Genomic DNA, 25,483 nt, shown 5'->3' on the forward strand with positions numbered 1-25,483 from the left:
GTGCCAAGATGATGTGACATACTGAAGCGGTGCATCATATATCAGTTATGTTAATCATTCATAGATAACTCATTGTATTATTGAACAAATGCACGATTTCCTTCTATCAAGAACAATCATCGATGAGAGCATTCGAAAAAATCGCTTTATTATTGTTCGATAATACCATTCTAAATATAGGTATATAAATCAAGAGGGTTATTTAAACCTTATTTCGTGTTATTTAATTTATCTGTTCATCGGCTTCTCATTTTTTCAATTCGTTAGATCTGCTCTCATATTCTTAAACTACCAAATCTTCAAGCTCTTAAATGATCGAGCTCTCCAGTTTTCAAGCTTTCAAGTTATCAAGCTCTCCAGTTTTCAAGCTTTCAAGTTATCAAGCTCTCAAGTTTTCGAAGTAATGCTGAACAAATTTAACGAACACTTGGTGTTTCTTTGCCGGATAAATAACTTGCGGATAGAAAAGGTAAATACTGTTGCCTTGTTGCAGACATTCATCAGGCAGCACTCGCTCTAATTCTCCAAGCTCGACCTCTTTCGCGACGTAATAACTTGCGATACGGATGATGCCACCGCCTGCCATAGCTTGTTGCTTAAGTAAGTGGTTGTCATTGCTTGAAAGCCAGCCGGACACATCAATATTTGCCGATTTTAAAGGCCACTCGGTTTGGTGCAGCGTTGCTAAGCATTGATGGTCATTTAAGTCGTTGGCATTGTTGGGGCGGCCAAACTGATCAAGATAGCCAGGAGTCGCGACTAAATCATGCTGATAGCTAATCAAGTGTTTCGCCACCATGTTGTCAGGTGGCGTGTTGGTGGCACGAAACGCGATATCGATATCATCTTGATTGAGATTAAAGTTGGTGTAGCTGCTGTTTATCTCAAAGCGGATTTCTGGATATTGCTGCCTAAACTGTTGGCAGATATCGAATAGATATACCTCAGTAAACATCTTTGGCGCGGTGAGTCGTAATAGGCCTTTAACGATGTCGTGTTGCTCTGAAACGCTGCGTTCAAGCTGTAAGACTTGCGAACGAATCGTTAAGCCTTGTTGTAACGCGCGTTCGCCTTCTTGAGTTAAACGAACACTGCGCGTGGTTCTGACCAAAAGCGGGCACTGTAAGTCGTTTTCTAAACGTTTGATCTGTTCAGAAAGGTAGCTCTTAGAGATACCGAGCTTTTCTGCTGCCTTGGTAAAGTTAAGTTGTTGAGCAAGTTCTACAAACAGGATCAGTCGTTCTATTCTTTTGTGTTCGTTCATTCGCGCATTCCTACCAATCTATTGTTCGTCATATCAAACAATCATTTCGTAACTAGCATATTCTGTTTTTTAAAAAGAACAATATGATAGAGGCATATTTCTGGTCAGCAAATCTTCTAAGCGAGAATCGATATGACGAACAGCACTGAATCTACAAACAAAACGAGTGATAAAAAGAGTATCCCATTATCAAACCATCTACCGAATGTTGGGCAAATTGCCTATGGTTGCATGGGCTTAGGTGGTGGATGGAATGATAATCCAGTGAATAGTGCGGATGTTGCTCAAACACGAAACGTAATCGATACAGCATTAGAATCGGGTATTAATTTATTCGACCATGCGGACATCTATACCTTCAGCAAAGCTGAGCAAGCCTTTGGTCAAGCATTACAACAAGCGCCTGATCTGCGTGAACAGATGTTCATTCAATCTAAGTGTGGGATTCGTTTTGAAGGCGGGGGCAATGTTGGTCGTTATGATTTCTCGGCTGATTGGGTAAGCCAATCGGTAGACGGTATTCTCAACCGATTGAATACTGAAAAGCTCGATGTACTGCTATTACATCGTCCTGATCCTTTGATGGAACTTGATGAGCTGGCAAGAGTGTTAGAGAACTTAAAAGCGCAAGGTAAGGTCGATTTCTTTGGTGTGTCGAACATGAACAGCCATCAAGTTGAGTACCTACAATCTGCGCTCGGGCAGCCCATTGTCGCGAATCAAGTTGAGATGAGCTTAGCCAAGCTGGATTGGTTGAACGATGGGGTGATGATTAACTCGCAAGGGCACCATCAATCAGACTTCGCCGCAGGCACCCTTGAACATTGCCAAATGAATAACATCCAACTGCAAGCTTGGGGTTGTTTGGCACAAGGCCGATTTGCTGAGCAAGGTTTGTATTCAGAACATGAACACGTGAAGAAGACGGCGCACTACGTGGCTCAGTTAGCAAATCAATATGGCGTAGAAAGTGAAGCGATTGTGTTGGCATTTTTGCTTCGTCACCCTGCTCGTATCCAACCTGTTATTGGCACCACAAACCTAGAGCGAATCAAAGCTTCATCAGTAGCGACTCAGATAAGTCTGTCTCGTGAAGAGTGGTACAACTTATACGTGTACTCACGTGGTCAAGCATTGCCATAAGGAATGAACATGTTGAATCAAAAGATCGCACAACAATTGGTGTCTAACGCTCTCGATATTGCTGAGCATAATCAACAAGCAATTGCGGTGAGCGTGTGTGATACGCACGGAGAGCTATTGGCGTTTATTCGCATGGATAATGTGAGCGTACAAGCCGGGTTGTTAGCACAGAACAAAGCTTATACGTCTGCAAGAGACAGACAGCCAAGCGGTAACTTAGGCGCTTGGGCGAGAGAAACCGGTAAAGACTTAAGTTACTGGACCGACTCAAAGATCACTGGCTTTAAAGGCGGTGTTCCCATTGAGATAAAGGGGCAGGTGATTGGCGCAATTGGCATCAGCGGATTGAGTGAAGATGACGATGAAGCGCTCGCCGAAAAAGTGATCCAACGAGTGCTCTAAGCGCTGTTACTCGTGAAGTAACTGAAGCTAGAAACAACAGATAATAAAAAACCGATGCATGTGCATCGGCTTTTTTGTTTAACGAGACTCAAGTTATTGAATCAATCGAATCCATTAAGCGTTCGCTTGTTCCAGATCTTGTTGCTTGTCTTTCTTACCCATTAGGCGGCTTGTGATCGTACCGGCTGTCATTGCACCAGATACGTTAAGCGCTGTACGTGCCATATCGATAAGTGGCTCGATAGAGATAAGCAGTGCTGCAATCGTTACTGGAAGCCCCATAGCAGGAAGTACGATAAGTGCCGCGAACGTTGCACCGCCACCTACGCCGGCAATACCGAATGAGCTCACTGTAATGATAGCAATTAGAGACAGAATGAAGTTGATGTCCATTGGGTCGATGCCAACCGTAGGTGCAACCATGACTGCTAGCATGGCAGGGTAGATACCCGCACAACCGTTTTGACCAATCGTCGCACCGAAAGTTGCAGACAGGTTAGCAATCGCTGGTGGCACATTTAGCTTAGTGATTTGAGCTTCAACGTTTAGTGGAATCGTTGCAGCAGAACTACGCGAAGTGAAAGCGAACGTTAGAACAGGCCAGATTTTTTGGAAGTACTCTTTCGGGTTTACACCAACAAAAGAGACCAACACACCGTGAACAACAAACATCAGGATGATTGCTACGTAAGAAGCAACGATGAAACCGAGTAGGCTTAGGATGTCTGAAGCACTCGATGTTGCGACTACTTTCGCCATTAACGCAGCGATGCCGTATGGTGTGAGTGCCATGATCATCTTAACTAAGCGCATAACGATAGATTGTGCAGCGTCAACGAAAGTACGGATCGGTGATTCTAGCTCTTCTTTCTCAGCCATTACTTTACGAGCAGCAATGCCTGTAAGCACACCGAAGATAACCACCGCGATGATAGACGTAGAGCGAGCACCGGTTAGATCAGCAAACGGGTTAGTTGGAATGAAGCTAATCAGCATTTGTGGAATAGTTAGGTCAGACACGCTTCCCATGCGGCTTTCTAGTGTTGCGATACGAGCCGTTTCACGAGCACCTTCGGTTAAGCCTTCAGCCGAAAGGCCGAATGCTTGAGCCACTGCAATACCCACAATCGCAGAGATCGCCGTTGTTGCCAGTAATACTGAAATAGTGATACCAGAAATCTTGCCCAGTGAACCGCCTTTCTCAAGCTTCACCACGGCTGCAATCATTGAAACCAAGACTAATGGCATGATCACCATTTTTAGTAGGCCAACATAGCCACTGCCAACAACATTTACCCAATCCAACGTTTCTTTGATGGCTGGATTGCCTTCGCCAAATAGCAGCTGTAAGCCTAGGCCGAATGCGCTACCAAAAACTAAACCGAGTAAAACGAGGCGAGAAAGTGTGTTTTCTTTTTTCTGCTGTCCGTAGAGAAAAAAGAGGATACCAGTGAATACCGCTAAGGCAGCGATAGCTGAAAATGACATTTGTTTTCCTTATGAATAACTCTAGATCAATTAGGCACCTAGATGTATAGGTGTCAGTACTGCTGCTAAAATAACGTTCTGTTACAAAACGTAAAATAAGGAAAAGTAATTTATTAGAACGATTAGTAATATCCACTCAATGGTATGGGTGGATATTCAACATTGTGATGAATAGGTGAGCTTTTTAGCGATATTTTGCCAATAAATTGAGCATGTCACTTGACGAGTAAATTTCGGTATTTTTGAAATTATTTTCGAATAATCGGAACAACATTGCCTTCGCGACGTCTTCCGCTTGAATAGGGCGTAGGTTTTTGAACTGACCAAACATAAAGGGAGAGACTAAAGGAAAGATGCTTTGCAGGAGTTTTTCATCGGCTCTTGGTTCATCACGTTCACCAACCAGCGGCCCCGGACGTGCGATGAAAAGTTGCTTGAAGCCAATACGTTTTAAGTTTTGCTCCATTTGCCCTTTGCAACGAAGGTAGTGTGAATAAGAATCTGGTGAAGCGCCATAGCTCGAAACGACGGCAACGCGTTGTACCCCAAGAAACTTCATCGATTGTGCAACCTGGCTAACCAATTCAACATCGACTTTGCGAAGTGCTTCTTTTGATCCTGCCTTTTTCTTAGTCGTACCTAAGCAGATAACGCCAAGTTTAGGCGTCGCATTCGTATCATCCCAACTCGTGACTTGCAGGTCATTGTGAATGAGTGTGTGGAGTTTATTGGAGTCAAACTGTGCATTGAGTGATCTTCGGGATAACGCATAGATATTGTCGACAGCGGGCTCATCAATGAGCTGCCTCATCACATGATGACCAATTAGCCCTGTTGCACCAGCCACAACAACCGATGTTTTGTCTCCAGAAATGCTCATTTTAATCCCTTATTCACTCCACAAGTGCTTGTTTAATATAAACAGTGTTTGAATTTTAAGCGAATAAAAGTTTGTTAAACGAGTGGTCAGTAGTGTGTGGGGAGTCGCCTGTTTATGGAAAAAGAGATGGTTTAGTTTGGCTTGACGCATAAGCATGGTCTGAAGCATAAGTCCAGTATGAAACATAATTGTGGTGTGAAATATAAATGCGGTCTGAAACATAAGTACGACGTCAAACATAACTAAGATGTTAAACATAACAAAGCCCGCTGGGCGACGGGCTTTGTTACTTACTTTGCTGCTTTCTAGGTGAAGGATAGTGGGATTTTCCTTACCTTTTTGCTGGTTTTCTTACTTGATTTATTTGGTTTTCTTTTACTTGAGTTTGGAATCATTACACCTCCTAAATCGTTGCTCTGTTTTGTCTTTCAATCGATTGTCTTTCTTTGTGTAGCGTCAGTGTTGTGGGCATTCACTGTATGGGTACTTATCAATGGAGAGATTAACAAGTACTTTAGATAAAGCATAAACGATGCCAAAATGTAAGTTATTGATAAATCTATTATCAGTATTGTAGGTGTTTTAGGGTTCGTCAATTTGATTGTCAATTTGAGAAAAAACCAGTGTGATCTGTTTAAATTAAGAACACTCTCTACGGTTTCTGTTGATTAGGCATAGATACAGCATTGCTTAACACGTAAACTGAGTCGTAATTCACATAGACCAAGGACGTGCTATGAACCTCAAGCTTGATACTCTTGCTCCCACTCAGATTTATCACCTGATGACACAAACCGTTGTCCCTCGCCCTATTGCGTGGGCATTGACGGAATCTTCTGACCAAGAGTACAACCTAGCGCCTTTCTCTTATTTCACGCCTGTTTCTAGTAATCCGCCGCTACTGATGTTATCGGTCGGAAAGAAGCCGTCCGGCGAAATCAAAGATACCACTCGTAATGCCCTAGAAACGGGTAAGCTAGTGATTCACATTGCTTCTTCAAGTTCTGCCGAAACAATGACGGCGACAGCTGCCACTCTCGATCATGGTGATTCTGAAGTCACCGTGAATAATATTGAACTGGTTGAATTTGAGGGCTTTTCTTTACCGAGAGTAAAAGAGTGCGCGGTCGCTTTTGGCTGCACTTTGTACGAAGTAAAAGAAGTTGGAGATGTGCCACAAAGCCTCATCTTTGCTCAAGTCGAAACCGTGTACATTTCCGAAGATGTGATCGATAAAGAGAGTGAACGTCTTAAGGTTGATGCGTTGGCATTGGACCCTTTGTCTCGCCTTGGTGGCGGTGAATACGCGACGCTTTCCAATGTGTTTTCTGTCGCACGCCCTAAGTAACAATCCCTAAGTAGCAGTCCCTAAATTAACGTACCCAGAATAAGCGTTTTTAAAAACTATGTTAGATACCCAATACTCGCAGTACATCCAACACCGAATTGACCAAAAAACCAAGCCGCTCGGTGCGCTTGGCTTACTAGAAAAAGTCGCTCATCAATTGGCATTGATTCAGAGCCAAGGCAAAGAAGCTGCGGTTGAACACATCGAATTGAATAAGCCAAGTATCATCATTTTTGCTGGCGACCATGGCATAGCAGATGAAGGCGTGAGTATTGCTCCAAGTGCCGTGACACAGCAGATGGTGTTGAACTTCTTAAGCGGTGGCGCGGCGATCAATTGCTTCTGTACGGTGAATAATATCGATATCACGGTAGTCGACACGGGGATATTGTTGCCTGTGGAATCTGACAGTGACATGTTGATCTCTCAGCGCTTGGGTACGCGAACCAATAACTTTGCCAATGAAGCGGCAATGAGTTTAGAAACGGTTGAACGTGGAATTGAATTGGGTACCGAGCTTGTATCTAGAACCATTTCGAATGGCACCAATATCATCATGTTTGGTGAAATGGGCATCGGTAATACCAGCAGCGCATCAGCGATTTTAAGTGCATTAGCGAATCGTGCTGCAGCGGAGTGTGTTGGCCTAGGCACTGGTATCAACAATGAACAGCTTGAACGTAAAGTGGCTGTGGTTGAGCAAGGTGTCGCTCGCTGCAAAGGCTTGGATCTTAAAGAAGTTAAAGATATTAAAGAGGTACTAGCACAAGTCGGCGGCTATGAAATCGTTCAAATGGTCGGTGGTTTCCTGGGCGCATACCAAAACAGAACACCGGTATTGGTCGATGGCTTTATCGTGTCGGTTGCGGCGTATGTCGCGACTTTAATTGAACCGAGTTGCCGTGATTACATGATCTTTGCTCATCGCTCTGAAGAGTCAGGGCACAAAATTCTATTAGAACTGCTAGACGCTGAGCCACTGCTCGATCTTGGATTGAGATTGGGCGAGGGCACGGGTGCTGCGCTAGCTATGCCCATTATTCGTGCGGCAGCCGAGTTCTATAACAACATGGCGAGCTTCGAAAGTGCTGGAGTCACGGTTTAATGAGTGATGCATCAGAAAGATCGTTGAAAGGTCGAGTCACTTATCAGTGGGAACTGTTTGCGCTGGCGATGGGCTTCTTTTCTCGCTTACCAATGCCGAAGAACACGCCCTATTCATCAGAGCGAATGAATCGTTCTGGTCGCTACTTTTCAACGGTTGGTTTGTTACTTGGTGTTCTGTGTGGCGGTGTGTTCTTGCTACTTGATACCATATTGCCGAGTGCGGTGGCGATCTTTTTGATGATGAGTTTTAGCTTGATGCTCACTGGTGCTTTTCATGAAGACGGCTTAACCGATATGGCGGATGGCATTGGCGGCGGCATGACCTTAGAACGCCGTTTGACCATCATGAAAGACAGTCGAATTGGTACTTATGGCGCGTCTGCACTGGTTATGGCTTTGCTTGGCAAGTGGGTGTTGTTGAATGAGCTGGTCAACATGACAGCCTTGTTCATGGTTATCGTGACCAGCTATACCTTTAGTCGCGCGATTGCTGCATCGCTGATTTACGACATGCCTTATGTCAGCGATTTAGATACCAGTAAAAGTAAGCCTTTGGCCAACAAACAAACCAAAGGCGAACTTGTCTTTTTGCTGACTGTAGGCGTGCTGCCTAGCCTGTGGTTTGGTCTTGAATTCGCTTTGGTTTTATCTGTCGTCGCCTATCTGTTCAGAACAGGTTTCAAAAAGTGGTTAATGGCTCGAATTGGCGGCTTTACTGGCGACTGTTTGGGGGCGGCTCAACAGTTAATGGAGTTGCTGACTTACCTTGTATTTATCACTGCATTTTACAATGGCTTTCTATAACGGTTCCCTATGACGAACACCAATCAAACTAATCAAGCAAGACAGCGAAACAGCCATCTGGTATTGGGCGGGGCTCGTTCTGGCAAGTCGAGTTTTGCAGAGCAACAAGCATTATGTGCGCTTGAAGCATGTTCAAATGGACGCCTCAATTATATTGCGACAGCGACATATCTTGATGACGAAATGCGAGAAAGAATCGCGCACCATCAACAACGTCGTGGCGAGCAGTGGATTGAGCATGAAGCCCCCGTCGAATTGGCCGAAAAACTGCAGTCTTTTGAGAAAGAAGATGTGGTGCTGATTGACTGCCTAACCTTGTGGTTGAATAACATCATCTTTGAACTGGGAGATGAGGCAACCAATGAACAGGTTGAAACCGTGGTTGAAGTATTGGTCAAAAGCGTCGAGCAAAGCCCGGCACAAATTATTATGGTGTCTAACGAAGTTGGCTTAGGTGTGGTGCCGCTGGGTAAAGTGTCACGCTTGTTTGTAGACAATGCGGGACGCATGAACCAAGCGTTAGCTCGGGTCGTTGAACGCGTTACGCTGGTTGCAGCAGGATTACCACTGAGCTTAAAACCATCTAATCACTTGCTTGATACTCAAGGCTAGGTCGCACACATGGTTAATGGAACAACTAAAAACATCTATTTATTAAGACATGGCAAGGTCGAAGGCGAAGCAGCACTTAACGGATTGTCAGACGTGTTGGTCAACCCTGATCTTCAATATCAGATCTGTGGAGCTCTCGCTAAACAAGACATTATCTTTGATAGTGTGGTTTCCTCGCCACTCAGACGATGTGGTGATCTTGCGAGCTTGTTTGCAGAGCGTATGTCAGTGCCTTTATCAGTTGCACCAGACTTTCAGGAAATGAACTTCGGTGAAGTTGACGGTGTCCCATTTGATGCACTTGAAGACAAGTGGGGAATGCTAGAAACCTTTTGGCAAGACCCTGTTAATCATCAATTAACTGGCGCAGAAAGTTTACAGAGCTTCCACGGCAGAGTAACTCAAGCTTGGTCACAACTTTTGAATGATCCAAGTGACAATATATTGTTGGTTACCCATGGTGGTGTGATTCGCATATTGTTAGCACACTGCCTTGATATTGATTGGAAAAATCCGAGTTTGTACTCGAAGCTATCGATAGAAAACGCGTCGATAACGCATATTCAAATCACTCAGTTTGCGCAGAGCTTTATCAGCGTTAAATCGATAGGGCTACCTGTTCTCTGAGTTTTCAAAAAACACAGTTTAAGAATTAACAATCTATTAAAACTGTAAATAGAAATAGAAATAGAAACAGAAATATAAATAGAAGTATAAAGCGGCGTTTACAGCCGCTATACCAGATTGGTATTACTACCTACGTGAAAGGAATTTAGTCATGACAACACCGAGTTGGGATCTAAGCATTGCTTATCGCGATCTTAATGATGCAAAAATCGAACAGGACATTGAACTCATTCAACAATGTATTGAGCTGTTGTACCTACACGTTGAAAAGCGTCATATTATCCTAGCGATGCAAAACGCCATTCAAACTTCTGAAGCGGCAGGCACGTTACTGAGCACAATCAACACCTTTGCTAATTGCCACGCATCGGTAGACGCGACGCACACAGAAGCTAAAGCACTGCTTGGTCGTGTAGCGAAGCTGAACTCTGAAATGTCTCAAGCGTTTAGCCCTTACGAAGACACGCTAATTCACGCAGAACCAGAATTTATTGATGCAGTATTAGAGCATGAGAGTGCGGATGTTGCAGGGCAACGCTTTGCGATTGAAAGCTCACGTAAGTTATCAAGCAGCCGACTCAGTGTTGCTGAAGAGCAGTTGTTAGCGGCGATGAAGGTTGATGGCCGTGATGGGTGGGGGCGTTTATACGACAACCTAACCGGTTCTTTAAAACTATCGCTAAAGCTGGACGGTGAAGACGAAGCTCTAGGTTTTTCACAAGCCGCGAGCCTGTTGTACGGCAGCGAATTCGACAAACAAGAACCTGCATGGCGCTCCGTTCAAGGCGCGATGAAAACGCATCAAGAGTCTTTTGCTTCGATCCTAAATGCATTGGCGGGTTGGCGACTGACTGAAAACAAAAAGCGCTCGAAGATTAGCGATGTACATTTCCTAGATCCAAGCCTACACGGCAGCCGAATTGTGCCAGAAACGCTAGACACCATGATGTCGGTAGCCAAAGCTAATCGAGCAGTAGGCCAGAAAGCAGGCCTGTTAATGGCAAGAGTTCACGGGCTCGATGAAATGAAGCCATGGAACCATTTAGCAGCCATGCCACCACTTGGTGATGCTGAATCTAAGGTTTACCCATTTGATGAAGCGATCGAAGTGATTAAAACCGCCTTCGCTGAAGTCAATCCAGAGATGGCTGATTTCGTCGCATTAATGGTTGAGAACGGTTGGATTGATGCCGCTCCAGCAGCCAATAAACGTCTAGGTGCGTACTGCACTAAATTTGCTGCGACACGCACCCCGCTTGTGTTCATGACATGGAGTGGTAGCCGCTCAGACTTAATGACATTAGCGCACGAGCTAGGCCACGCGTTCCACAACTGGGTGATGAAAGACATGCCGTTGTGTCAAACACGCTACCCAATGACGTTAGCAGAAACCGCTTCAATCTTTGCCGAAAACATCGTTCGTGACCATCTATTGAAGCAAGCAGAAACACGTAATGAGAAACTTGAAATGCTGTGGGAAGAGCTTTCTTCTTCTTTGGCATTAATGGTGAACATTCCCGTTCGTTTTGAGTTTGAGAAAGCCTTCTACGAGCAGCGTGAAAAAGGTGAACTCACGGCTCAGCAGCTGTGTGACCTGATGGAAACGACTTGGAAAGAGTGGTACGGCGCTGCAATGACAGAAGCCGATCCTTACTTCTGGGCGAGCAAGCTGCACTTCAGCATCTCTCAAGTAAGCTTCTACAACTACCCATACTTGTTCGGTTACCTGTTCAGTAAAGGTGTTTACGCTCAGCGCGATGCGAAAGGTGAGCAATTCTACGGCGATTACGTTTCGTTGCTTCGTGATACGGGCAGCATGATGGCGGAAGAAGTCGTTCAAAAGCACTTAGGAATGGACCTGACTCAAGCTGATTTTTGGCAACAAAGCATCGACATGGTCAAAGTTCAAATCGATGAATTTGAAAGATTGCTCGATCAGGAAGATTAATTGATCTCAATCTGTTCATGGCAGGTAAGAGCTGTGTTAGCTTACGTGGCTCTTATCTTGCTGACATGACTTGAGAAAAGCTGAGACAGCCAAAAGTTGCTTTAAATAGAGAAAGTTATTTGGAACAGATGTCGGTTAGTAAAGTCAGCAGGTAATATAAAAATATATGGGTAGTATTTGTGAGTGATAACGGAGTTTCTATTGATAAGTGCGATCCTAGCAACACAATTTCTATGTACAATTTATTAACATACGGCCGTGCAATTAAGGAGTAACGCATGACGAAGACCCTCTTTCGCCAATCATTTCTTTTTGACAGCCTAGATCTTGAGCAAGAAGTGGTTGCAGGACAGACCGTACTGAGTAACGGTGTTCAAATTAAGCTTCATCAACGCGGTGTATTGGAAGTGATTCCCGTGGAGTATAATTCTGAAACCAAGAACATCATCTTTTCAACAGGTGTTCATGGGGACGAAACTTCACCAATGGAGCTGATAGACAAGCTCATTGAGGATATTGAAACAGGCTTCCAAGTAGTGACAGCAAGGTGTTTGTTCATCATTGCTCACCCAGAAGCAACCAACGCGCATACTCGTTTTCTTGATGTGAATATGAACCGTCTGTTTGATGAAAAACAGCACGAGAGTAATCGAGAAGTGGATATCGCGAAGAACCTCAAGTACTTGGTTACTGAGTTTTACAAGGAAACGGTACCAGCCACTCGTTGGCACTTAGATCTGCACTGTGCGATCCGTTTGTCTAAGCATTACTCTTTCGCCGTAAGCCCTAAGGTTCGCCACGAAGTTCGCAGTAAAGCCTTGTTCGATTTCATTAACAGTGCTCACGTTGAAGCGGTGTTGTTGTCGAATGCGCCAACGAGCACTTTCAGTTGGTACAGCGCTGAAAACTTCGAAGCGCAAGCTCTGACAATGGAGCTAGGGCAGGTAGCACGAATTGGTGAGAACCAGCTTGATAAGCTAACGGCTTTCGATTTGGCAATGCGCAATCTGATTGCTGAAATAGAACCAGAGCATTTACCAAAGAAAACCATTACTTATCGCGTAAGCCGAACCATTGTTCGTTTGCACGATGACTTTGATTTCATGTTCTCTGATGACGTAGAAAACTTTACGGCATTCAAGCACGGTGAAGTGTTTGGTCATGATGGTGATAAGCCATTGATGGCGAAGAATGAAAACGAAGCGGTGGTATTCCCAAATCGTAACGTGGCTATCGGTCAACGAGCGGCTTTAATGGTGTGCGAAGTTGAAACACGATTCGACCACGGTCAGCTTGTGTACGATTAATACCGAGCCGGGTTAAAGCGACGAAAACAACCGCTCAACTGGTTGAAATATCAAGGTTCACATTACGGTGTGAGCCTTGAGTTTATTTAGGGATACAGGTAAGGTTACGCGAACAATTTCAAAGTAGCTTGATATGGATTTCCAACAACTTCTTCACCAAAAACAGCGCAAATGGACCCGAGCCATTTATCTGATGACAGCACTGCTTGTCGCGCTGAGTGCGATTTACCTAATGGTTGGCGATCTTTTCATTTCCCCTCTGGGTACCTTGTCCACGTTAGAACAAAAACTACTGATTGATTTACGCTTACCTCGATTATTGGCGGCTATTGCCATCGGGGCAGGGTTAGCTGTATCTGGCGCAAGCTTACAAGTCTTATTGGGTAACGTATTAGCAGAGCCAGGTGTGCTCGGCATTTCTGGTGGCGCAAGTTTGGCGATGGTTATCGTACTGTTCTTCTTACCGTTTGCTCCTACACCAGAACTGTTCATGATTGCCGCCGTTTTAGGCTCGCTCTGTTTTACCGTGATTCTAGTGAGCATGGTCAAGACGATGCGACTGACTACGGCTAAATTATTGCTGGTGGGTGTCGCGTTGGGCATTCTTTCAGGAGCGATGGTGACATGGGCGTTCTATTTTAGTGATGACTTAAGCCTACGCTTATTGATGTATTGGCTAATGGGCAGCTTGGGTGGTGTAACTTGGTACCAACACTCGCTCACGTTAGTAATGATCCCCGTTATTATCTGGCTGTGCCTTCAAGGTAGCAAGCTAGACAAACTGATGATTGGCGAGACCCATGCTGCGCAGTTAGGCGTGAACGTTCCGAGATTACGTTGGCGTCTAATCTTCGCTGTGTCTATTTTAGTAGGTTGCGCAGTAGCGTTAGGTGGCGTGATCAGCTTTGTGGGTTTGGTTGTGCCACACTTACTCCGTTTAGCGATTGGTACCGATAACCGATACCTTCTTCCTTTGTCTGCCGTTGCAGGTGCCGCGTTACTGGTGTTTGCTGATATTTGTGCAAGAACTTTACTAGATTCAGCAGAACTCCCCTTGGGTGTGATGACCACCAGTATCGGTGCGCCTATCTTCATTTGGATGTTAATTAAAAATCATGATTCAAATTAAGAGCCTGAGCGTCGGCGCTCGTTTATTACCATTATCATTTGAGCTCAAGCAAGGGCAGGTGACTCATGTCATCGGTCCTAATGGCAGTGGCAAAAGTACCTTACTCGAAGCGATATCTGGCGTTGGTGATGGCTACAAAGGTGATATAAAGCTCGACGGACAAGACTTGTCAGTATTATCACTGCAAGACTTGTCATTACATCGTGCTTATCTTTGTCAAAGTGCAAGACCTGCCTTCAACTTAGAAGTGTTCCAATACCTAGCGTTGTCACTGCCAAGCTCCTCACACGGACTTGATATTGAAATCAACGCAGCTTTGGACGAAATCAGCCAAATGTTGGACATCACAGACAAACTTCATCGTTCAATTCAGACACTGTCTGGTGGTGAATGGCAACGCGTTCGTTTGGCCGGAATGTGCCTGCAAATTTGGCCGTCGCTTAATCCATACGCAAAGCTGCTGATCCTCGATGAACCCGCAGCTCCACTAGATATTGCGCAAGAAGCGTTACTCTACAAACTCATTGAACGAGTGGCAGAGAAGGGCATCGCCGTGATCATGGCTAACCACGACCTAAACCGGACCTTAAGACATGCAGACCAAGTGTTGTTGCTCGACAAAGGTGTACTTCAAGCATCAGGTCGTGCAGAACAAGTTCTTACGCCTGAACAGCTAGAGTCCGTGTTCAACACTGAAGTCAAAAGTATTTCAGTCGATAATCAAACTTATCTGTTGTTTGGTTAAGCCTTTATCGTTTGGGTAAGACGGTTGAATCTTAGGATTGGAAAGCTCGGCAGTTATCGGGCTAACATCATCTCATATTCAACCATCATATCTGGCATCCCTAAACGCTGAACATAGCGCAACGTGCCTGTCGCTGGTTTTACTTCAACATCCCCTAAAAACTCTTCCCAGACATGAGCAATACCTTCGAATTGTGCAGAGTTTACTTCGTTGGTAAATGTCCAATCCGTCCTGACAATGTCGTTAACACTAAAGTCAGCTTCTTCTAAAAATGCCTTCATTTGGTCTAAAATCAATCGTGTTTGAGCAACAGGATCATTAGGGTGTTGAGTAATAAAGTCCGGGTTACAGTCAGCATGTCCTGTTACAAAGAATACTTCGCTGAACTCACTTAGTTTCAGTCCCCAACTAAACGCATTGCTCATATCGGGTAGGTTCTTATTACGAAAAGCTTGTTTAATGGCCATTTTATATTCTCTTTACTTGATCGTGTTTACAGCGAAACTTCCAATACGATTTTGCCACGAGCACGTTTCGATTGACTTAACTCCTGTGCTTGAGCGGCTTTAGATAGTGGGAACACCTTATCGATGTTCACTTTAATTACGCCATCATCAATTAAAGCGGCAATACGTTGTAGATCTCTGGCATTGGGTGAAACCCACCAACGTTGAAAATTTACGCCGAGTTGCAGTGGTAATGCGCTTTCAATGTCATCTAACAGTGAAACTACGTTGCCACCTTTTCGTACGACTTCGAGTGAACGCTCCGCGATGCCATCACCCCCAACAGCGACGAGCACAGCATCTAACTCATCAACAAGGTCTTCAAAGCGTTGAGTTTGGTAATCGATGAATTGATCGACCCCTAAAGCCATTAAGTAGGCTTTGTTGCTAGATGATGCTGTTCCGATAACATAAGCCCCGAGCGCTTTCGCTATTTGAACCGCAAAGCTGCCTACACCTCCGGATGCATTGTGAATAAGGACACGTTGACCGGCTTTGAGTTGGCAGCCTTCAACAAGTGCTTGCCATGCTGTTGTTGCGGCCAATGGCACTGCTGCAGCGGTCACGATGTCGAGAGACTTGGGCGCTCTCGCTACTAAATCACTATCGACAGCAAGATATTCGGCGTAGGCGCCTTGTTCAGAAATGGGCGCATATACATAGACCTGCTCCCCAAGTTTGAGGTTGCTTACATTGTTGCCTTTTTCGACAACTTGCCCTGCTGCATCCCAGCCAACAATGAGTGGCATTTCATGTTGACCGCTAGCCTGTAAGAATCCCTCTCTTACCATCCAGTCGACAGGGTTTACCCCCGCGCCTTGTACTTTGATCAGCACTTGATTTGGGGTGATGGTGGGTTTAGCTATATCGCCGAACGTTAAGTTCTGCGCACTTCCATACTCTTCTAAATACACGGCTTTCATCGTATTTCCTTATAAGTGAGTCATCTGATTTGTTTTTCTAACAGCGGGTTAATCTGCTTGTGGAACTCACTTTGCCCAACTTGTTACTTATCGTCTAATTGATGATTGGTATAATATGCATTGATTAATATGATGAGTTTGTCGATACTCATTCACTAACTCCCTGTGTAATTAGGCAAGTAAGATGGCGAATGTCGATCTGAATTTAATGGTCATTTTTGATGCAATCATGCAGGAAAGCTCGATTACAGTGGCTGCAGAACGATTGTCGATGACGCAACCGTCGGTATCGAACGCAGTCTCTCGAATGCGCCATGCTTGGAAAGATCCTTTATTCGTGAAACAAGGAAGAGGGATTCGCCCAACCCCTTACGCCGTCGAGTTGTGGAAAACGATTGGAGAGCCGTTAGAATCAATACGGATTGCAACTGAGCGTGATGAGTTTAATCCTGCGACGTTAAAGCGCACGTTTAGAATCGCGACTACAGATTGGATGGCAGATCTGTTTTGGTTGCCGTTAAAGCAACGAATAGAGCGTGAAGCGCCAGACGTTAATATTCACGCCGTACCTTACAACGTCAATGGAGAAAAGTTATTACTCAGTGCCGATGTCGATATGGTCTTGGATTATTTCGAAGGCAATTCAGCTCAAGTACAAACTCAACATCTGTTTGATAATCACTTTGTGTGTGCAATGCGTGCCGATCACCCGTTGGCTAGTGAAGAGCTATCGCTAAGTGCTTTTGCTAGTGCTGATCATTTGTTGCTCTCGTTATCAGGTGAGGCGACAGGCGGGGTAGACATGCTACTAGGACAGAAGGGAATGAAACGGCGCATCGCCATGACGGTGAACCACTGTTACTCCATACCTAGGTTGTTAATCAATACTGACATGATCACGACGATTCCATTACCGATAATATTGGAGAGCGTGAGCAAGGGAGATCTGGTGATTAAGAAAACGCCATTCACCATGCCGCCGGGGCCCATTTCGATGTCTTGGCATGTGCGCCATCAACGTGATCAAGGTACGTTATGGTTGCGTGAGAAAGTGCTTAGTGTTCTGAACCATGGTTTGCCTAAGAATTTACTTTTTGATCCGTTTCAATGAGAAGCGGTGCAAAGAGTATTCGTCTCGAAATTGCTTTTTCGCATTGTTAATCAGTATATTACTGACGTTATATATTGAGCATCGTCATTAAGAGTGACATTCTAAGTGTTGCTCAAATCTGAACAACACTTGATGTGATATTTGTAAATTGGAAGGGGAATTAGAGTGTTTAGATATATTCAGCGACGAAGGATCAAAAAGGTTATTAAGCTACTGTCTGCAAGGTTGGTAAAGAGCTATGGAAGCCGTGACTTTTTCTCGATTGGTCAGGTAGAAACGAGTTCTCGTGAATTGAGTAAGCGCCAACAACAAATCGCATTGGCTTTGTTTGCTGATCCACAAGATTTAGATGTTGAATTGGTTCCCACTATCCAGCTGTTACGTAATGATGTGTCTAATGATTTCTTCGGCGGCGAGAATTACACCGCGCGTGATGTGCTCAATCTTTTGGGTGGCGGTGGTTGGAAAGGCGGTCGCATGGACGATGACATGTCACATCGCATGGGCATGCATAGCCGTTATTAAATATCTTCTTACTACCTAACGCCTTTATATCCCCAAAGCGGCTTAATCATAAAGCCGCTTTTTTATTCATTTTGAATAATGTTCCCTCAATCAACACAGAATACTGAAATGTCATAATTCGAAGCAACATCATCTATCTACAACGCATTTGTTTGAGTTGTGTGATGCTGATTCCTATCAATATAAAACCCGCTGTTATTGATAAAATTGACGTATATATTTTTCGTTGTTCTTTAAGTCAGAAACTATAAACCCTCGAATTGCAGTACTGGTTGATTAGTAACCAATTGGTTTTGTGTTTAGGGTAAAATAATAGAGAGTGGGAAAGTGACAACAATAAATAATAATATTCTAAAAATAGCAGTGGGTATGGCTATGCTATCGAGTGTGCCGTCAGTGGCAAATGCTCATGGTTGGTCTGAATTTCCAAGTGCACGTCAGAACACCTGTTACGAGCAAGGAGGGGTTTGGTCAGGTACACCACCAAATGCTGCATGTGCTCAAGCAAAAGATATTTCTGGTTCATACCCGTTCGTTCAACGTAACGAGTACGCGAAAAATATCCAAGATTTCAACAACATCAATGCTGTAAAAGCGGCGATTCCTGACGGCACGTTATGTTACGCCAATGATTCGCAAAAACGCGGCATGGGTGCACCTCATACAGGCTGGACTCGAACCGAGCTAAATACTGGTACATTTGAATATGTATTCAACGCGACTGCACCACACAACCCTTCATTTTGGGAGTTCTACCTAACGAAGCCGAACGCAGACCTGAGCAAAGGCCTAGCGTGGGGGGACTTAGATCTTATCCAAGAAGTGGGGAATGTTCCTGTAAGCGGTGGCAAATACCGTATCAACGTGACGATTCCTTCAGACCGCTCTGGCGACGCAATCTTATACGTACGTTGGCAACGTGACGATGCCGCGGGTGAAGGCTTCTATAACTGTTCTGACATCACTATCGCAGGTGGTACAACCCCTCCACCAGAGCCGGGTCCTGAGCCTGATCTAGTCCGTGGCGACCTGTTTGTTTCTGACCAATTTGGTACTCCACAAGTTGGCGACACCGTTAAGTACGACATCATCAACAAGTACGGTGAAGTAGCGCGTAGCTTCGACATCGTTATCGACGCTTCAAACGTTAACGATTGGGCTCGTTTGTTGGCTTCAGAAATTAACGGCTGGCACGAAGAGTTTAAGGATGGCGCGATCTTCATTGGTGACTGGCACGCTGAAATGCAGCACTACATGTATTTCCAAAACGACCCTTCACGTAACTTCTTCAACTCAAAAGATAGCCGTGCTTCTGGTCAGTTAACGCTGATTGACGGTGGCGACGGTGGTGTTGAACCATTGAAAGGTGACATCTACGAGCTAGTGAAGAGTGACAATGTAGTGAATGCTGGCGATAAGGTTGTGATTGCAACAAGTGAAGCGGCGACATTGACTCAAACTCAAGGTTCTGCAGTAAGCATTCAAAACAATGGCACGGATTCTATCGTAGTTGATACCACTGGCATCACTGCAAACGAAACTCTATCGTTTATGGCTAGCTCTATTGAAAGCGAGAGTGTTGAAACCTTCACTTTTGAAGTGATTGCCGATGACGGTGGCGTAACACCAGACCCAGATCCAACGCCGGATCCTGATCCGACTCCTGATCCGACTCCTGACCCAGACCCTACGCCAGACCCAGGAACGTGGGACTCATCAGCGACTTACCTAGGTGGCGAAGTTGTGACTTACTCGAACCAGTCATGGAAAGCACAATGGTGGGTTCAAGGTGGTACAAACCCTAAAGCGACCTACGAAAATGATCAGTGGGGCGTGTGGCGTCCAGCCAACTAATCTCAATTAACGTTAGTTAGCTTTAAAGTAATAACTAAGACACCACACTCTATTGATGAGTGTGGTGTCTTTTCTTATGGGAGAAATAAACAAGTCGACCGTGAAGAGAATTGCGTTTAGGGTAGGGCTTTGGTTTACCTCGAATGCTCAGTTCACCTCGAATGCTTTGAATATCGGGAGTTCGGGAAGCTTAAGCGCACTGGATAAGAAAGAACTTTTTGATGAAAAAATCACAGATACTCGCCAATACAATTAAGAATCAGATAGAGCAAAATATCTGGTTGAGTGGTGAGAAGATCCCATCAATTAGAGATGCGTGTAAGCGCTATAAACTCAGTATCGAGACGGTACTGCAAGCCTATCAGCAGCTTGAAGATCAAGGCTATGTCCGCTCAAAGCCCAAGTCCGGCTATTTCGTGTTACCGCGTAGAAATGTGTTCACCTCAGAACTCGCACAACAAAAAGCCATTAAGCCGTATCCCGTTAAAATCAGTGATTTGCTTTACGATGTGCTCCAACGTGCCAAAGACCCTAGCATCATTCCACTTAGCTCGGCATTCCCAGATCCTGCTCTGTTTCCGCATCAAGCATTGTCGCGCAGTTTAGCCAATGCCAGCCGCCAAATGCCCGATAACAGCATGCTCACTAATTTACCTCCAGGCAGTGAAACACTTCGTAGACAAATTGCCCAACGCTATCAAGTTCAAGGCTTGAACGTACTGCCTGACGATATTGTGATTACTTCTGGGGCGATGGAAGCGCTTAATCTATGCCTGCAATCCTGTACCGAACCGGGTGACTTAGTCGCTATCGAGTACCCAGCGTTTTATGGTGTGTTACAGACCATAGAAAGGCTAAACCTCACTGCTGTTGAGATTCCAACAGACCCGACAACAGGGATTGATTTAGATGTGTTGGAGTCGGTTTTCGCTTCAATGGACATCAAAGCGTGCTGGTTCATGACAGAGTCGCAAAACCCAGTAGGCTATTCGATGAGTGATGGCAACAAGCAGCGATTGGCCGAGTTGGTGAACCAACATAAGATCCCGATGATCGAAGACGATGTGTATCGAGAACTGCACGTTGGTAATCAAAGCTCATTGCCTGCTAAAGCCTATGACACTGGCGAGCAAATCATGTTGTGTGGTTCGTTTTCCAAATCATTGTCGCCTGGCTTTCGAATCGGTTGGGTAGTTGCAAGGAAACAAGCGTTAAAGATTCAGAGATTGCAGCACCTTTCGACGCTCTCGAGCAGTATTCCGATTCAGCTTGGCTTGTCTCACTATCTGACATTTTATAGCTATGACAACCATCTTAAAAAACTTCGCAAGCTTTTGAATGAAAGGAAGAAGGCGCATATAGCATTGTTAGAATCCAGTTTGCCTAAGAGTGCTCTGATTCATAAAAGCCAAGGTGGCTACTTCATTTGGATAGAACTGCCTCACTCTGTTTGTGTTGAGAAGCTGTATGAGCTAGCCCTTGAACAAAACATCTCTGTCGCTCCGGGAATCATATTCAGCAGTGACAAAAAGTTCTCTCATCACATTCGACTCAACTGTTCGTACGCTTGTGACGACAAAATAGCAGAAGCCATTCAAACACTAGGCGGCTTGATTCAGACAATGGAATTGCAAGCCAATAGTTGCAGCTAAACTCTGACCAGTCGTTCGTCTAATAAGTAAATCTGTTCTGTTTTTTAACAATCAATCTGTTCTAGTTTGGTTCGCGAGAACTGTGCTGAAATACGCTCCAATTCTTAATATGAAAGCCATCATTATGATGTTTGGAGCTTAAATGTTTGATGTAGTTGAATTGTCGCGTTTACAGTTTGCGCTAACCGCTATGTTCCACTTTCTTTTCGTCCCTCTGACTATCGGTATGTCGTGTTTACTGGCGATCATGGAGTCGATCTATGTACTCACCGGTAAACAAATCTATCAAGACATGACCCGCTTCTGGGGCAAACTGTTCGGCATTAACTTTGCTTTGGGTGTCACGACCGGTTTAACCATGGAATTCCAGTTTGGCACCAACTGGTCTTATTATTCTCACTATGTTGGCGATATTTTCGGTGCACCTTTAGCCATCGAAGCGCTTGTCGCGTTCTTCCTAGAATCCACCTTTGTTGGATTGTTCTTCTTCGGTTGGGAAAGGCTATCGAAACGCCAACACCTTGTAGTGACTTGGCTAGTGGCTCTGGGCTCAAGCTTCTCTGCACTTTGGATTTTGGTTGCCAATGGTTGGATGCAAAATCCGATTGGAGCAGAGTTCAATTACCAAACTATGCGTATGGAAATGATCAGCTTTGCCGAAGTGGTGCTCAACCCTGTCGCTCAAGTTAAATTCCTGCATACCGTGGCCTCAGCGTATACCTGTGGCTCAATGTTTATCCTTGGTGTGAGCTCTTACTATTTGCTTAAAGGTCGTGACGTTGCTTTTGCAAAACGTTCGTTTGCTGTCGCAGCTTCGTTCGGCATTGCTTCTATTATCTCGGTGATCGTATTAGGTGATGAGTCGGGCTATGAACTGGGCGATGTTCAAAAAGTAAAGCTGGCCGCTATTGAAGCTGAATGGCACACAGAACCTGCACCTGCGGCGTTTACCTTGTTTGGATTACCGAACCAAGAAGAAGGCAAAACCGACTTCGCGGTCAAAATCCCTTATGTGATGGGAATTATTGCAACGCGATCTTTGGATGAGCAAGTCACTGGTCTTCATGACCTACGAGACCAACACCTCGTCCGCATTCGCAACGGAATCATCGCTTATGAATTGCTAGAGCGTTTACGAGCTGGCGACACCTCTTATGAGACGGAACAAGCCTTTGATCAAACCAAGCACGATCTCGGCTATGGCTTATTACTTAAGCGTTACACCGATACCGTGACCGATGCGACTGAACAGCAAATCCAACAAGCGGCAGATGATTCCATTCCAACAGTGTGGCCACTTTTCTGGTCATTCCGAATCATGGTGGGTTGTGGCTTCATTATGTTGTTTGTTTTTGGTGCGGCCTTCCTGCAAACCTACCGTAAAAACATTACGCAAAAGCCTTGGTTACTGAAAGCGGCGCTATGGTCAATTCCATTACCTTGGATTGCGATTGAAGCTGGCTGGTTTGTTGCGGAATACGGCCGTCAGCCTTGGGCAGTAGGTGAAATTCTTCCTGTGACGGTAGCGGCTTCTTCTCAAACCGTTGAAAACCTGCTTACGTCTCTTGCTCTCATTATCAGCCTATATACCGTATTCATCATTGTTGAAAGTTACTTGATGATTACCGTGGCTAAAAAAGGCCCAAGCAGTTTAAAAGCGGGCCGCTATCACTATGAACAAAATACAACTTCGCTTGAAGCCAAATTGGCACAAAAAGTTCAACAATAAGGTGACTGACTGATGTTCGAATATGACACATTGCGTTTAATTTGGTGGGTTCTGATTGGTGTACTGCTGATTGGTTTTATGATCACCGATGGTTTTGATATGGGAGTGGGGGCGTTGTTGCCGTTTATTGGTAAAACGAACGCTGAAAGACGAGTCATGATCAACTCTATCGCGCCCCATTGGGACGGCAACCAAGTGTGGTTAATTACCGCAGGTGGTGCGTTGTTTGCGGCTTGGCCTCTGGTTTATGCGACATCGTTTTCAAGCCTTTATGTGGCGATGTATTTGGTGCTTATTTCATTGTGGTTGCGTCCTTTGGCGCTTGAGTATCGAGCAAAGATCGACAGCGATCAGTGGCGACAAGTATGTGACTTGGCAATTTCGTTCTCAGGCTTCTTCCCTCCTATCTTGTTTGGGGTGGCGTTTGGCAATTTGATACAAGGCTTACCTTTTACGCTCAATAGTTTCTTGATGGTTGAGTACCATGGTTCGTTTATCGATTTGATCAACCCATTCGCGCTTTTGTGTGGTCTAGTCGGGTTATTGATGGCGCTGTTACAAGGCGGTGCGTGGTTGATGATGAAAGCCACAGACGCAGTGTACAAAAAGGCAAGAACAGTGACGCAGGCGAGTGCTGTATTTGTCGCTTTCCTTATGGTGATTGGCTGTATGGCGATAAACCATATTGACGGGTATGTGATAGTCAGTGCGATGGATCATAGCTCGGCTTCGAATCCTTTGAACAAAGAAGTCATCACACAAACAGGCGCTTGGTTAACCAACTTCGATACGTACCCTTGGATGTGGTTTGCACCGATCGGCAGCGTGACTATTCCATTACTGGCTTTGATTGGCGTAAGGTTGAAGTGGGATGCGATTGCTTTTATTAGTTCAAGCCTGACTAACGCTTGCATCATCTTAACGGCGGGTTTCTCGATGTTCCCGTTCATTATCCCGTCTAGCGTTAACCCGAGTAATAGCCTAACGCTGTGGGATTCAACATCGAGCGAACTGACCTTGAACATCATGACAGGCGTAGCATTCGTGATGGTGCCAATCATTCTGTGTTATACCGCGTTCAGTTATCGAACCATGTTTGGGCGACTCGATAGCGAGTATGTCGAACGTAATGGCCATTCACTGTATTAAGGAGTTTTTCATGTGGTATTTTGTTTGGATATTGGGCTTATTCCTAGCCTGTGCATTTGCGGTTTTGAATGTCATCAGCCTAGAAAAAGGTGATTCAGAAACGGAGTCTAATCGCTGAGCAGGGCTCTATAAGAAGATGAGAGTTATATAGAAAACAAGAGCTATATAAAAAGACCAGAAGTGTGAGTTTCTGGTCTTTTACGTTTTGTAATGTGTTGAAGAATTATTCCAGAGTAAGGTTTTCTTTAATCTCATCGTTAAGATACCCCTGACCAAAATCTGGTGTCATGAATTCGACGGAGGAGGAGTCTAGATAGCTGGTTTCTAGATAACTCGACTCTAGATAATGGAAATCTAAGTGATCAGCAGTTGCGTAGGTGGGAATCGCAGAAAACAAAACGATACTGATCGCTGCAGCGATATTAATGACTTTGTTACGTTGAGAAGTAATTTTCATAGTAGTGCCCTCGAAAGGTGGGCAAATCCATCTGCCTATGAGAATTGAATCTGAGATATTTAGAAGTCGTAAGACAAACCAAGTGTGATGATGCTGTCGTTGTCGATTGGTATCATTGGACCACCGCCAATTTGTAAGTCACCCTCGTTGGTATTGAAGTAGGTGTATTTCACGTAGGGTGTCCAGTCGTCAATGCTCTTTGATAGGACGACTTCGTGTTCGTTAGTGCGGTAATCGTCTTGGTCAATGAGATCGGTGCCAACATTGGATCCGTCACGGTTCTCGTGAGTGTATTGGTAAGCTAAATCCCAACCTGCGAGAGAATACCCCGCACCGGCGATGAACTTATTGGTGTTGATCGTGGTGTCGCTTAGTTTTTCGGGTACTTGCCCTGACTGGTTATATCCCAATCCACTGAATACATTGAAGTTGTCGTTCACTTGATAATCGATAATACCTTCGATTAATAACTCTTCACCGTTGTCCCATTTACCGAGTTCACCGTATAGGTTGAACGTGAAGGACTCGCTGATGTGAAAGTCGTGGCCGTAACCCGCTGCTAACCAACCTTGGTCATCAAAACCTATATAGACTTGTCCATTTTCTGAGGTATCGATTAATGCGCCAGCTTCTGTGGTGTAGACACCGTAATCAGCAGCATTAGAGGCAACGTTTTGTTCGATGTAAACTTGAGTCGAAGTCGCAAACGCTGCGCTGCTGAGTAACGTAAGTGGTAGAGCAATAAGGTTAAGTTTTTTCATGGATTCTCCAGT

General features: G+C 44.8%; 25 protein-coding genes. 18 read left to right on the forward strand and 7 right to left on the reverse strand.

The features are described from left to right. Nucleotides 1–379: 379 nt before the first annotated feature. Complete coding sequence (locus L3V36_RS02070) at nt 380–1,264, reverse strand: LysR family transcriptional regulator (protein WP_054541223.1); 885 nt, start codon at nt 1,262–1,264, stop codon at nt 380–382. A gap of 132 nt (nt 1,265–1,396) precedes the next feature. Here L3V36_RS02070 and L3V36_RS02075 point away from each other — a divergent pair, with 132 nt between their 5' ends. After that, complete coding sequence (locus L3V36_RS02075) at nt 1,397–2,407, forward strand: aldo/keto reductase (protein ID WP_208774178.1); 1,011 nt, start codon at nt 1,397–1,399, stop codon at nt 2,405–2,407. 9 nt (nt 2,408–2,416) lie between these two features. Continuing rightward, nucleotides 2,417–2,809: a heme-binding protein gene (locus L3V36_RS02080; RefSeq protein WP_108100025.1), complete on the forward strand. Its 393-nt coding sequence runs from the start codon at nt 2,417–2,419 to the stop codon at nt 2,807–2,809. 114 nt (nt 2,810–2,923) lie between these two features. Here the strand turns inward: L3V36_RS02080 and L3V36_RS02085 are convergent, their stop codons facing one another. Together L3V36_RS02085 and L3V36_RS02090 are read right to left on the reverse strand one after the other, a co-directional pair. Beyond that, nucleotides 2,924–4,297: an L-cystine transporter gene (locus L3V36_RS02085; protein WP_208774180.1), complete on the reverse strand. Its 1,374-nt coding sequence runs from the start codon at nt 4,295–4,297 to the stop codon at nt 2,924–2,926. 184 nt (nt 4,298–4,481) lie between these two features. Continuing rightward, nucleotides 4,482–5,177, reverse strand: a complete 696-nt coding sequence (locus L3V36_RS02090) for an NAD-dependent epimerase/dehydratase family protein (protein ID WP_065605323.1) — start codon at nt 5,175–5,177, stop codon at nt 4,482–4,484. Between the two features lie 736 nt (nt 5,178–5,913). Between L3V36_RS02090 and L3V36_RS02095 the strand changes: the two genes are divergently transcribed. The 9 genes from L3V36_RS02095 (at nt 5,914) to btuD (ending at nt 14,804) form a co-directional block, all read left to right on the forward strand. Further along, complete coding sequence (locus tag L3V36_RS02095; protein ID WP_208774182.1) at nt 5,914–6,525, forward strand: flavin reductase family protein; 612 nt, start codon at nt 5,914–5,916, stop codon at nt 6,523–6,525. 58 nt (nt 6,526–6,583) lie between these two features. Further along, a complete protein-coding gene (gene cobT / locus L3V36_RS02100; RefSeq protein WP_208774184.1) occupies nt 6,584–7,630 on the forward strand; it encodes a nicotinate-nucleotide--dimethylbenzimidazole phosphoribosyltransferase in 1,047 nt (348 codons plus the stop codon). Then, nucleotides 7,630–8,436 carry an adenosylcobinamide-GDP ribazoletransferase gene (locus tag L3V36_RS02105; protein WP_208774185.1) on the forward strand — a complete coding sequence of 269 codons (807 nt, stop codon included), beginning with the start codon at nt 7,630–7,632 and terminating at the stop codon, nt 8,434–8,436. Before cobT ends, L3V36_RS02105 begins: the two co-directional genes overlap by 1 nt. Nucleotides 8,437–8,445: 9 nt before the next feature. Next, on the forward strand, nt 8,446–9,048 hold the full coding sequence (cobU, locus tag L3V36_RS02110; protein ID WP_108189209.1) for a bifunctional adenosylcobinamide kinase/adenosylcobinamide-phosphate guanylyltransferase: 603 nt from the start codon (nt 8,446–8,448) through the stop codon (nt 9,046–9,048). A 9-nt stretch (nt 9,049–9,057) separates the two neighbouring features. After that, nucleotides 9,058–9,675 carry an alpha-ribazole phosphatase family protein gene (cobC, locus tag L3V36_RS02115; protein ID WP_208774187.1) on the forward strand — a complete coding sequence of 206 codons (618 nt, stop codon included), beginning with the start codon at nt 9,058–9,060 and terminating at the stop codon, nt 9,673–9,675. 151 nt (nt 9,676–9,826) lie between these two features. Continuing rightward, nucleotides 9,827–11,623: a M3 family oligoendopeptidase gene (locus L3V36_RS02120; protein ID WP_108189211.1), complete on the forward strand. Its 1,797-nt coding sequence runs from the start codon at nt 9,827–9,829 to the stop codon at nt 11,621–11,623. 278 nt (nt 11,624–11,901) lie between these two features. Further along, nucleotides 11,902–12,930, forward strand: coding sequence for a succinylglutamate desuccinylase (locus L3V36_RS02125; protein WP_108189212.1), 1,029 nt, complete (start codon nt 11,902–11,904; stop codon nt 12,928–12,930). Nucleotides 12,931–13,063: 133 nt separating this feature from the next. Further along, on the forward strand, nt 13,064–14,059 hold the full coding sequence (btuC, locus tag L3V36_RS02130) for a vitamin B12 ABC transporter permease BtuC (RefSeq protein WP_102547887.1): 996 nt from the start codon (nt 13,064–13,066) through the stop codon (nt 14,057–14,059). Beyond that, nucleotides 14,046–14,804 (forward strand): vitamin B12 ABC transporter ATP-binding protein BtuD, encoded by a 759-nt coding sequence (gene btuD / locus L3V36_RS02135; protein WP_208774189.1) that lies wholly within the window; start codon nt 14,046–14,048, stop codon nt 14,802–14,804. The genes btuC and btuD overlap by 14 nt, the downstream gene beginning before the upstream one ends. Nucleotides 14,805–14,857: 53 nt before the next feature. On the opposite strand, the gene L3V36_RS02140 is transcribed toward btuD, so the two are convergent. Continuing rightward, nucleotides 14,858–15,271: a RidA family protein gene (locus tag L3V36_RS02140; RefSeq protein WP_065605314.1), complete on the reverse strand. Its 414-nt coding sequence runs from the start codon at nt 15,269–15,271 to the stop codon at nt 14,858–14,860. 26 nt (nt 15,272–15,297) lie between these two features. Further along, nucleotides 15,298–16,233: an NADP-dependent oxidoreductase gene (locus L3V36_RS02145; protein ID WP_208774191.1), complete on the reverse strand. Its 936-nt coding sequence runs from the start codon at nt 16,231–16,233 to the stop codon at nt 15,298–15,300. Between the two features lie 184 nt (nt 16,234–16,417). On the opposite strand from L3V36_RS02145, the gene L3V36_RS02150 reads away from it, so the two are divergent. From L3V36_RS02150 to cydX, 7 genes are all read left to right on the forward strand, one after another. Continuing rightward, nucleotides 16,418–17,344, forward strand: a complete 927-nt coding sequence (locus L3V36_RS02150; RefSeq protein WP_108189215.1) for a LysR family transcriptional regulator — start codon at nt 16,418–16,420, stop codon at nt 17,342–17,344. Between the two features lie 165 nt (nt 17,345–17,509). Further along, nucleotides 17,510–17,869, forward strand: a complete 360-nt coding sequence (locus L3V36_RS02155; protein ID WP_017092613.1) for a DUF6559 family protein — start codon at nt 17,510–17,512, stop codon at nt 17,867–17,869. Between the two features lie 375 nt (nt 17,870–18,244). Then, on the forward strand, nt 18,245–19,723 hold the full coding sequence (locus L3V36_RS02160; protein WP_208774301.1) for a lytic polysaccharide monooxygenase: 1,479 nt from the start codon (nt 18,245–18,247) through the stop codon (nt 19,721–19,723). Between the two features lie 221 nt (nt 19,724–19,944). Beyond that, a complete protein-coding gene (locus L3V36_RS02165) occupies nt 19,945–21,375 on the forward strand; it encodes a PLP-dependent aminotransferase family protein (RefSeq protein WP_208774193.1) in 1,431 nt (476 codons plus the stop codon). 142 nt (nt 21,376–21,517) lie between these two features. Next, nucleotides 21,518–23,104, forward strand: a complete 1,587-nt coding sequence (locus L3V36_RS02170; protein ID WP_208774195.1) for a cytochrome ubiquinol oxidase subunit I — start codon at nt 21,518–21,520, stop codon at nt 23,102–23,104. Between the two features lie 12 nt (nt 23,105–23,116). Then, nucleotides 23,117–24,253 (forward strand): cytochrome d ubiquinol oxidase subunit II, encoded by a 1,137-nt coding sequence (gene cydB / locus L3V36_RS02175; protein ID WP_208774198.1) that lies wholly within the window; start codon nt 23,117–23,119, stop codon nt 24,251–24,253. Nucleotides 24,254–24,263: 10 nt separating this feature from the next. Further along, entirely contained in the window at nt 24,264–24,371 is a 108-nt protein-coding gene (cydX, locus tag L3V36_RS02180) for a cytochrome bd-I oxidase subunit CydX (protein ID WP_208774200.1), read from the forward strand. 105 nt (nt 24,372–24,476) lie between these two features. Here the strand turns inward: cydX and L3V36_RS02185 are convergent, their stop codons facing one another. Beyond that, a complete protein-coding gene (locus tag L3V36_RS02185) occupies nt 24,477–24,710 on the reverse strand; it encodes a hypothetical protein (protein ID WP_208774202.1) in 234 nt (77 codons plus the stop codon). 59 nt (nt 24,711–24,769) lie between these two features. Continuing rightward, a complete protein-coding gene (locus tag L3V36_RS02190) occupies nt 24,770–25,471 on the reverse strand; it encodes a hypothetical protein (RefSeq protein ID WP_208774204.1) in 702 nt (233 codons plus the stop codon). Nucleotides 25,472–25,483 lie beyond the last annotated feature (12 nt).

The organism is Vibrio sp. G-C-1 (genome assembly GCF_021728015.1).
Taxonomy (GTDB): domain Bacteria; phylum Pseudomonadota; class Gammaproteobacteria; order Enterobacterales; family Vibrionaceae; genus Vibrio; species Vibrio splendidus.